Raw genomic sequence first — 6307 nt, forward strand, 5'->3', positions numbered from 1 at the left:
GGGGAAAACTGGACCATCGTGACCAAGACCAGCAGCTTCACCGCCCCGAAGGGGGTCCCCGACTACCTGCCGCCCGGTTCGGCCGAGTTCGTCGCCGTGCGCGACGGCTTGATCCACGCCGCCCGACTGGCGGGGTACGGGCATGTCGAGCTGCCGGTATTCGAACAGACCGCCCTGTTCGCACGGGGTGTCGGCGAGTCGACCGACGTGGTCAGCAAGGAGATGTGGACCTTCGCCGACCGCAACGGCGAGAGCTTCACCCTGCGTCCCGAAGGCACCGCGGGCGTGATGCGCGCGGTGATCCAGCACGGTCTGGACAAGAGCGGTCAGCTGCCGGTGAAGCTCTGCTACGCCGGTCCGTTCTTCCGGTACGAGCGCCCGCAGGCCGGTCGTTATCGGCAGTTGCAGCAGGTCGGCATCGAGGCGATCGGCATCGACGACCCCGCGCTCGACGCCGAGGTCATCGCGATCGCCGACGCCGGATTCCGCTCGCTGGGCCTGGACGGATTCCGCCTCGAGATCACCTCGCTCGGCGACGAGACGTGCCGCCCGCAGTACCGCGAACTGCTGCAGGAGTTCCTGCGTGGGCTGCCGCTGGACGAGGAGACTCAGCGCCGCGCCGAGATCAACCCGCTGCGCGTGCTCGACGACAAGCGTCCCGAAGTGCGCGAGCTGACCGCGAACGCGCCGCTGATGATCGACCACCTCTCGGAGTCGGCGAAGGCCCACTTCGAGCAGGTGCTCGGACACCTCGACGCGCTCGGCGTGCCGTACGTGGTGAACCCGCGCATGGTGCGCGGCCTGGACTACTACACCAAGACCACGTTCGAATTCGTGCACGACCAGCTCGGTGCGCAGTCGGGCATCGGTGGCGGCGGCCGCTACGACGGACTGATGGCCGAACTCGGCGGTCAGCCGCTGTCGGGCATCGGTTTCGGCATCGGGGTCGACCGGACGGTGCTGGCTCTCGCGGCCGAGGGCAAGTCGGCGGCCGATCCGGCACGCTGCCAGGTGTACGGCGTCGCGCTCGGCGACGCGGCCAAGGCGAAGCTGGTCGCGCTGGCCGGTGAACTGCGTGCCGCCGACATCAGCGTCGACCTGGCCTACGGCGGACGCGGGATGAAGGGCGCGATGAAGGGCGCCGACCGTTCGGGGGCGAAGTACACCCTGGTGCTCGGCGATCGCGATCTCGCCGAGAACACGATCGGCGTCAAGGAGATGGCGACCGGTGAACAGCGGTCCGTCCCGCTCGACGGCGTCGTGGCGGTGCTGCGCGAGGAGCTCGGTCGCTGAGGCCGCTTGTACAGCGGCTGGGCGCCGCGCTCGGCTGCTGAGGTCGGTGAGGCGCGGTAATCTGACCGCGCCTCATGCCGGGCGGGCCGGTGGGGGCGGAGAGGCAATCGTGGACGGGCAGTCGCCGGCGACGGAACCGGTGGGAATCGACCTGGTGGCGCCCGAGGTGTTCGCGCCGATGCTGCGCAGGCTCGCGCTGGCCGCGCTCGGCGTGGGCGTCGGTGCGGCGTTGCTGTCGGCGGTATGGCTGAGCTGGCCGTACGCGATCCTGATCGGACTGGTCGTCGCTGTCCCGACCATCGGTTATGTCTTCGCGTTCCAGCGGCGGCGGCTGTGGTTGAGCGGCACCGTGATCCGCGCACACCGGTTGGTCGGCGAACACACAGTCGACCTCGCCGACGCCACAGGGGTGCAACTGCTGGTGTACCCCGCACGCCTGAGCCGCATCGTCCTGCGGGTCACCGTCGGCGGCGACACCCAATTGGTGCCGCTGGCGATGTACACCGACGTGGGCAGCGGCCGCGAACTGCACCTGCTCGGCCTGCGCAAACTGGCCGACGCACTCGCCGCCAGCGAACTCGCCGCTGCCATCGCGATCTCGGAAGTGCTCGTGGGGCAGTTGCGTGCCGAGGCTCGCGACGCCGGCCTCGACGAACGTCCGCTGTATCGCGCGGTGCGGTCGGTGCGGAGCAAGGACAGCGTCTCGCCGGTGGTGCTCACCGATTCCGAGGTCGCCGCGCTCGGCTGAGCGTCGCCGGATGGTGTCGTGGCCCGACCGCGTTTCCAGCGGTCAGCCGAAGAGAGCGAGCTGCGCGTCCTGTGGCCTGGGTGGGGGAGCGGCCGGCGTGGTGGGGCCTTGGATTCGGCGCAGGCCGTGGTGGTCGAGGAGGGGGTTCACCCGGTCGCGTAGCCAGTCGCGGTAGAGGGGAGTGACGTTGCCGCCGCGGGCGTAGAGCTGGCGGTAGCGGCGTATGAGCGCGGGATGTTCGGTGCCGAGCCAGGTGAGGAACCAGTCTCGGGTGGGACCGCGCAGGTGCATCGGGAAGGCCATGGCGCTGGCCGCGCCCGCGTCGGCGATCGCGGCGAACAGGGCCTCGAGGTGGGCCCGGCTGTCGGTGAGACAGGGGATGATCGGCGCGGCCATGACGTGGACGGCGAAGCCCGCGTCGGCCAGCGCGCGGACCAGGTCGAGACGGGCGCGTGGCTCCGGGGTGCCTGGTTCGAGGCTGTGATGCAGGTCGGGATCGAGGATGGCGATCGACACCGCGACGCTCACCTCGACGCGCCGGGCCGCCTCGGTGAGCAGCGGGAGATCGCGGCGCAGCAGCGGGCCCTTGGTGAGGATGGAGAAGGGGGTGCCGGAATCGGAGAGCGCGCCGATGATGCCGGGCATCAGGCGGTATCGGCCCTCGGCGCGTTGGTACGGATCGGTGTTGGTGCCGAGCGCCACCGCCTCCCGCTGCCAGGAACGGCGCAGGAGTTCGCGACGCAGCACCGCGGCGATATTGGTCTTCACCACGATCTCGGAATCGAAATCCTCGCCCGCGTCGAGGCCGAGATATTCGTGGCTGCCGCGCGCGAAGCAATAACGGCAGGCGTGCGAGCAGCCACGCATCGGGTTGATCGTCCAGCGGAAGGGCAGCGCGGAGCTCTCGGGCATCTTGTTCAGCGCGCTCTTGCACAGCACCTCGTGGAAGGTGATGCCGTCGAACTCGGGGGTGCGGACGGAGCGGACCAGCCCGGCCCTGGTCAGGCCGGGCAGTGCGCCGTCATCGGCGTCCAGGGTCTGAGCTTGCCACCGCACCCCACGAGTCGAACATGTGTTCGAACGACTGTCAAGCCTGACGCGACGCCCGCAGGAAGTCGACGAGATCGTTGACGGTCTCCGTAGTCGGGCGAGGGCGGTAGCCGAGTTCGCGTTCGGCCTTACCGTGATCGACGACCGGCGCCGAGATCAGAGCGCCCAGTGCGGCTTTGGATAGGCTGTCGGAGCCGAAACGCCGGCCGATCGGCTCGATCACCGGCAGTGTCGCGCCGAGTACCTTCGCCGGGATGGCGAAACGGGGGCCCTTGGCTCCGGTGCGGGCCGCCGCCATCCGGCAGAAGTCCATCATCGTGGTCATCTCGCCGCCGAGCAGGTAGTTCTCGCCGGTGCGGCCCTTGTCGCCCGCGAGGATCAGGCCCTGGGCGACGTCGCGCACGTCGACCAGGTCGAAGCCGCCGCCGATCATCACCGGAATCCGGCCGCGCATCGCCTGGCCGGCGATGACGTTGAGCCGGGACAGGCGATCGGGGAGGTCGACCGGGCCGTAGACGCCGGTCGGATTCACGATCACCGCGTCGAGCCCGCGCTCGATCACCGGGCGCAAGGCCAGTTCGCCGGACCACTTCGACCGGTCGTACACGGGCAAGCCGGGATCGTCTGAGCGGCCGGAGGTCTCGTCGATGTGCCCGCCCGCGCGGTACTGGTCGAAAGCGTGGATGGAGCTGGTGTGGACGAACCGGCGCACGCCCGATTCCAGTGCCGCCTCGGCGGTGACGCGCACGCCCTCGGTGTTCACCCGCCACGCCAGATCGTTGCGTTCGGCGAGGGTGATCAGCGCGACGAGGTGGTAGACCACCTCGGCGCCCGCCAGTGCCGCACGCATCGACGCCGGGTCGAGCACATCGCCTTCGATCCAGGTGACAGCCGGATCGGACGTGGTCGGGGCGGCGCGGTCGATCGCGACGACCTCGTGGCCGCGCTCGACGAGCAGAGGGATCAAGTTGGTACCGAGGTAGCCGGCTGCGCCGGTCACTGCGACCTTCATGAGCCCGAGGATATAGAACATGTTCTAGTTTTGATAGTGGATCACGCAGATCGAGGGTGGCACGACTCGAAAACTGCCGGGGAGTTCGGCTATATTTGGCGCCAATCGCAGTTGGGTGGTCGCGTCGGGAGTTTCGCGTCCGTCGCTCGCTTCTGTAGTGCAGACTTTTCACGACGAGTTGGGGGGATTTCGCATGACCGATCTCTCGGTGCAAACCGAAGAAGTCGCCGCGTTCGCGGCGACCAATGGCGGAGTGGCGGCACAGGTCGCCGCGGCGGGCAATTTCGACTTGGTTGCCAGCGTGTCGGCGGCGACGCCGGTGTTCGGCCTCATCGGCGCCGACTATCTGGCGATGTTCGCGGCTGCACAAGCGTTGCAGGCCAAGGACATCAACGACCTGTCGGCGAAGTTCAGCTCGCTCTCCGACGCGGCCTTCAAGTCGTCGGTGACCTTCGAGACGACCGATATCGACAATGCCGCCCAACTCGCCCGTCAGGCCGCCGGCCTGTGAAGCCGCTGAGCTCGGACGCGGGCGTCATCGCTCCCGATGCCGCGATGGCCGCCGCCGATGCCGCGACGGCGTCGGTGATGGGTGCGGTGCCCGTCGAGGCGCAAGCGATCCTGGACGTCCCGCTGATGCAGGTGCCCGAGGATGTGGCGACCGACGAGGAAGCGGTCTTCACACTCGCGCAGAAGATCACCGACGAAGCTCAGAACGTCAGCACGTCCCCCGCCGGGTTGGGTGGGCTCGGCGGCCTCGGCACCGGCGTGGAGCCCCAGGACATCCTGTCCGGCGTCGCGGACGACGCGTCGTCCGCGCTGAGTGGCCTGCAGGGGACGGTGGCTCAGGTCGCCGCACCCGCGTCGGCCGCCGCGCTGACCGCGTTCGACCAGGCCAAGTCCGCACTCACCGGCACTTCCGGTGCGGGCGCGTCGAGCACCTCCGGCGCGAGCACGTCAGCCGCCGCGACGACACTGACCGAAGATCCGGTCGCCGCACTGATGAGCGGCCTGTCGCTGCCCGCGCTGCCCGGCATCGACACCCTGTTCCAGCCGTTCCTCGACCTGCTCAGCAGCTTCGGTACCGGCGTTTTCGGCTCGCTGGACCCGACCTCGATCCTGAGCAATTCCTCGGCGGTCATCGAGCAGGCGATGACTCTCGCCCAAGGCGGCGTGAAGACCGTTCAGCAGGTGTGGGAGGGGCAGTCCGCCGACGCGGCGACCACCGCCAGCCAGCAGGCGCAGACGCAGGGGCAGGACACCAGCCAGCGCGGCATCGATATCTCCGCGCTCACTCAGCAGGCCGCTGCTGTCGTCCAGACCGGCAACGCCCAGCTCACCACGATCGCCACCACCTTCGCGGCCCAGGCCACCGCGCTCGCGCCGACGATCATGCTGCCCCCGACCCAGGCCACACTGATCGGCTTGGCCACTTCGCATCTCGGTGAGGCGGTGTCGGTCGTCAACGTCACCCGTGGGCAGTTGATGGGGTACACCGGCGAGCTCAGCGGCGTCGTCGGGCAGCTGGCCAGCCAGAGCGGCCTGCCCTCGCCCGAGGAAGTTCTCTCCGCGGCCTCGGAGAACATCGGCGAACCGCTGCTCACCCAGGCGGAGGAGGCTCTGACCGGCGGCGGCGATTCGTCCACCACCGCCGCGAGCACCACCGCGGGTACCACCACTCCCGGCTCTACTTCAACGTCGAGTGTCGGCACCGGTGGCAGTGGCGGTGGTTCCGGCTCCTCGCTCGGTGCGCTCGGTACCGCGCGCGGCAGCGCCGGTGGCGCGGCCGGCAGCACCGGCGGCACCCCGAGCTCGGGCACCCCGAAGTCCACCGCGGCCGTGCCGGGTGCGGCGGTTCCGGCGTCGGGCCGACCGATCAGCACGGTGATGGGCTCCAGCACCACCACGGCCGCGAGTACCGGCGGTACCTCCGGCATGATGGGCGGCGGTGGCGCGGGTGCCGGTGCCGGCCGTGGCAACAACGAGGAAGAACACGGTCGTACCGTGCAGCCCTACCAGAGCCGCACCGGCAACGACGATCTCACCGGTCCGCTGGGCGAATCCACGCCCGACGTGATCGGTGCCGTCCACGAGGACGAACGCGAAGCGGACGCGACCGCGGATCGGTTCTGACCGAGAAGGGGGGGGGCGGGGGGAAACGGGCGCGCCCCCGGGGGTGGGGGTGGGGGAGAAAACGCGGGTAG

Annotated in this window: 6 protein-coding genes; 4 read left to right on the top strand and 2 right to left on the bottom strand. The window is 69.6% G+C overall.

The features are described 5' to 3' along the window. Positions 1-18 precede the first annotated feature (18 nt). The gene (gene hisS, locus ACFTS5_RS02955; protein WP_358062877.1) at positions 19-1293 is read left to right on the top strand and encodes a histidine--tRNA ligase; all 1275 of its coding nucleotides are present in this window, start codon (positions 19-21) and stop codon (positions 1291-1293) included. Positions 1294-1399: 106 nt separating this feature from the next. Continuing rightward, positions 1400-2041 (top strand): hypothetical protein, encoded by a 642-nt coding sequence (locus tag ACFTS5_RS02960; protein WP_378628307.1) that lies wholly within the window; start codon positions 1400-1402, stop codon positions 2039-2041. A gap of 42 nt (positions 2042-2083) precedes the next feature. On the opposite strand, the gene ACFTS5_RS02965 is transcribed toward ACFTS5_RS02960, so the two are convergent. Then, positions 2084-3097, bottom strand: a complete 1014-nt coding sequence (locus ACFTS5_RS02965) for an Rv2578c family radical SAM protein (RefSeq protein ID WP_378626951.1) — start codon at positions 3095-3097, stop codon at positions 2084-2086. Positions 3098-3128: 31 nt separating this feature from the next. Further along, positions 3129-4103: an NAD-dependent epimerase/dehydratase family protein gene (locus ACFTS5_RS02970; RefSeq protein ID WP_378626952.1), complete on the bottom strand. Its 975-nt coding sequence runs from the start codon at positions 4101-4103 to the stop codon at positions 3129-3131. Between the two features lie 115 nt (positions 4104-4218). Between ACFTS5_RS02970 and ACFTS5_RS02975 the strand changes: the two genes are divergently transcribed. Further along, the gene (locus ACFTS5_RS02975) at positions 4219-4614 is read left to right on the top strand and encodes a type VII secretion target (RefSeq protein ID WP_378626954.1); all 396 of its coding nucleotides are present in this window, start codon (positions 4219-4221) and stop codon (positions 4612-4614) included. Beyond that, complete coding sequence (locus ACFTS5_RS02980) at positions 4611-6236, top strand: hypothetical protein (RefSeq protein ID WP_378626955.1); 1626 nt, start codon at positions 4611-4613, stop codon at positions 6234-6236. Before ACFTS5_RS02975 ends, ACFTS5_RS02980 begins: the two co-directional genes overlap by 4 nt. The last annotated feature ends 71 nt before the right edge of the window (positions 6237-6307 follow it).

Origin of the sequence: Nocardia sp. NPDC056952, assembly GCF_042674185.1 — a bacterium.
In the GTDB taxonomy this organism is placed as follows: Bacteria; Actinomycetota; Actinomycetes; order Mycobacteriales; family Mycobacteriaceae; genus Nocardia.

Coding starts and splice junctions, on each gene's coding strand:
- ACFTS5_RS02970 (WP_378626952.1), bottom strand. CDS start 4,103: ATGAAGGTCGCAGTGACCGGCGCAGCCGGCTACCTCGGTACCAACTTG.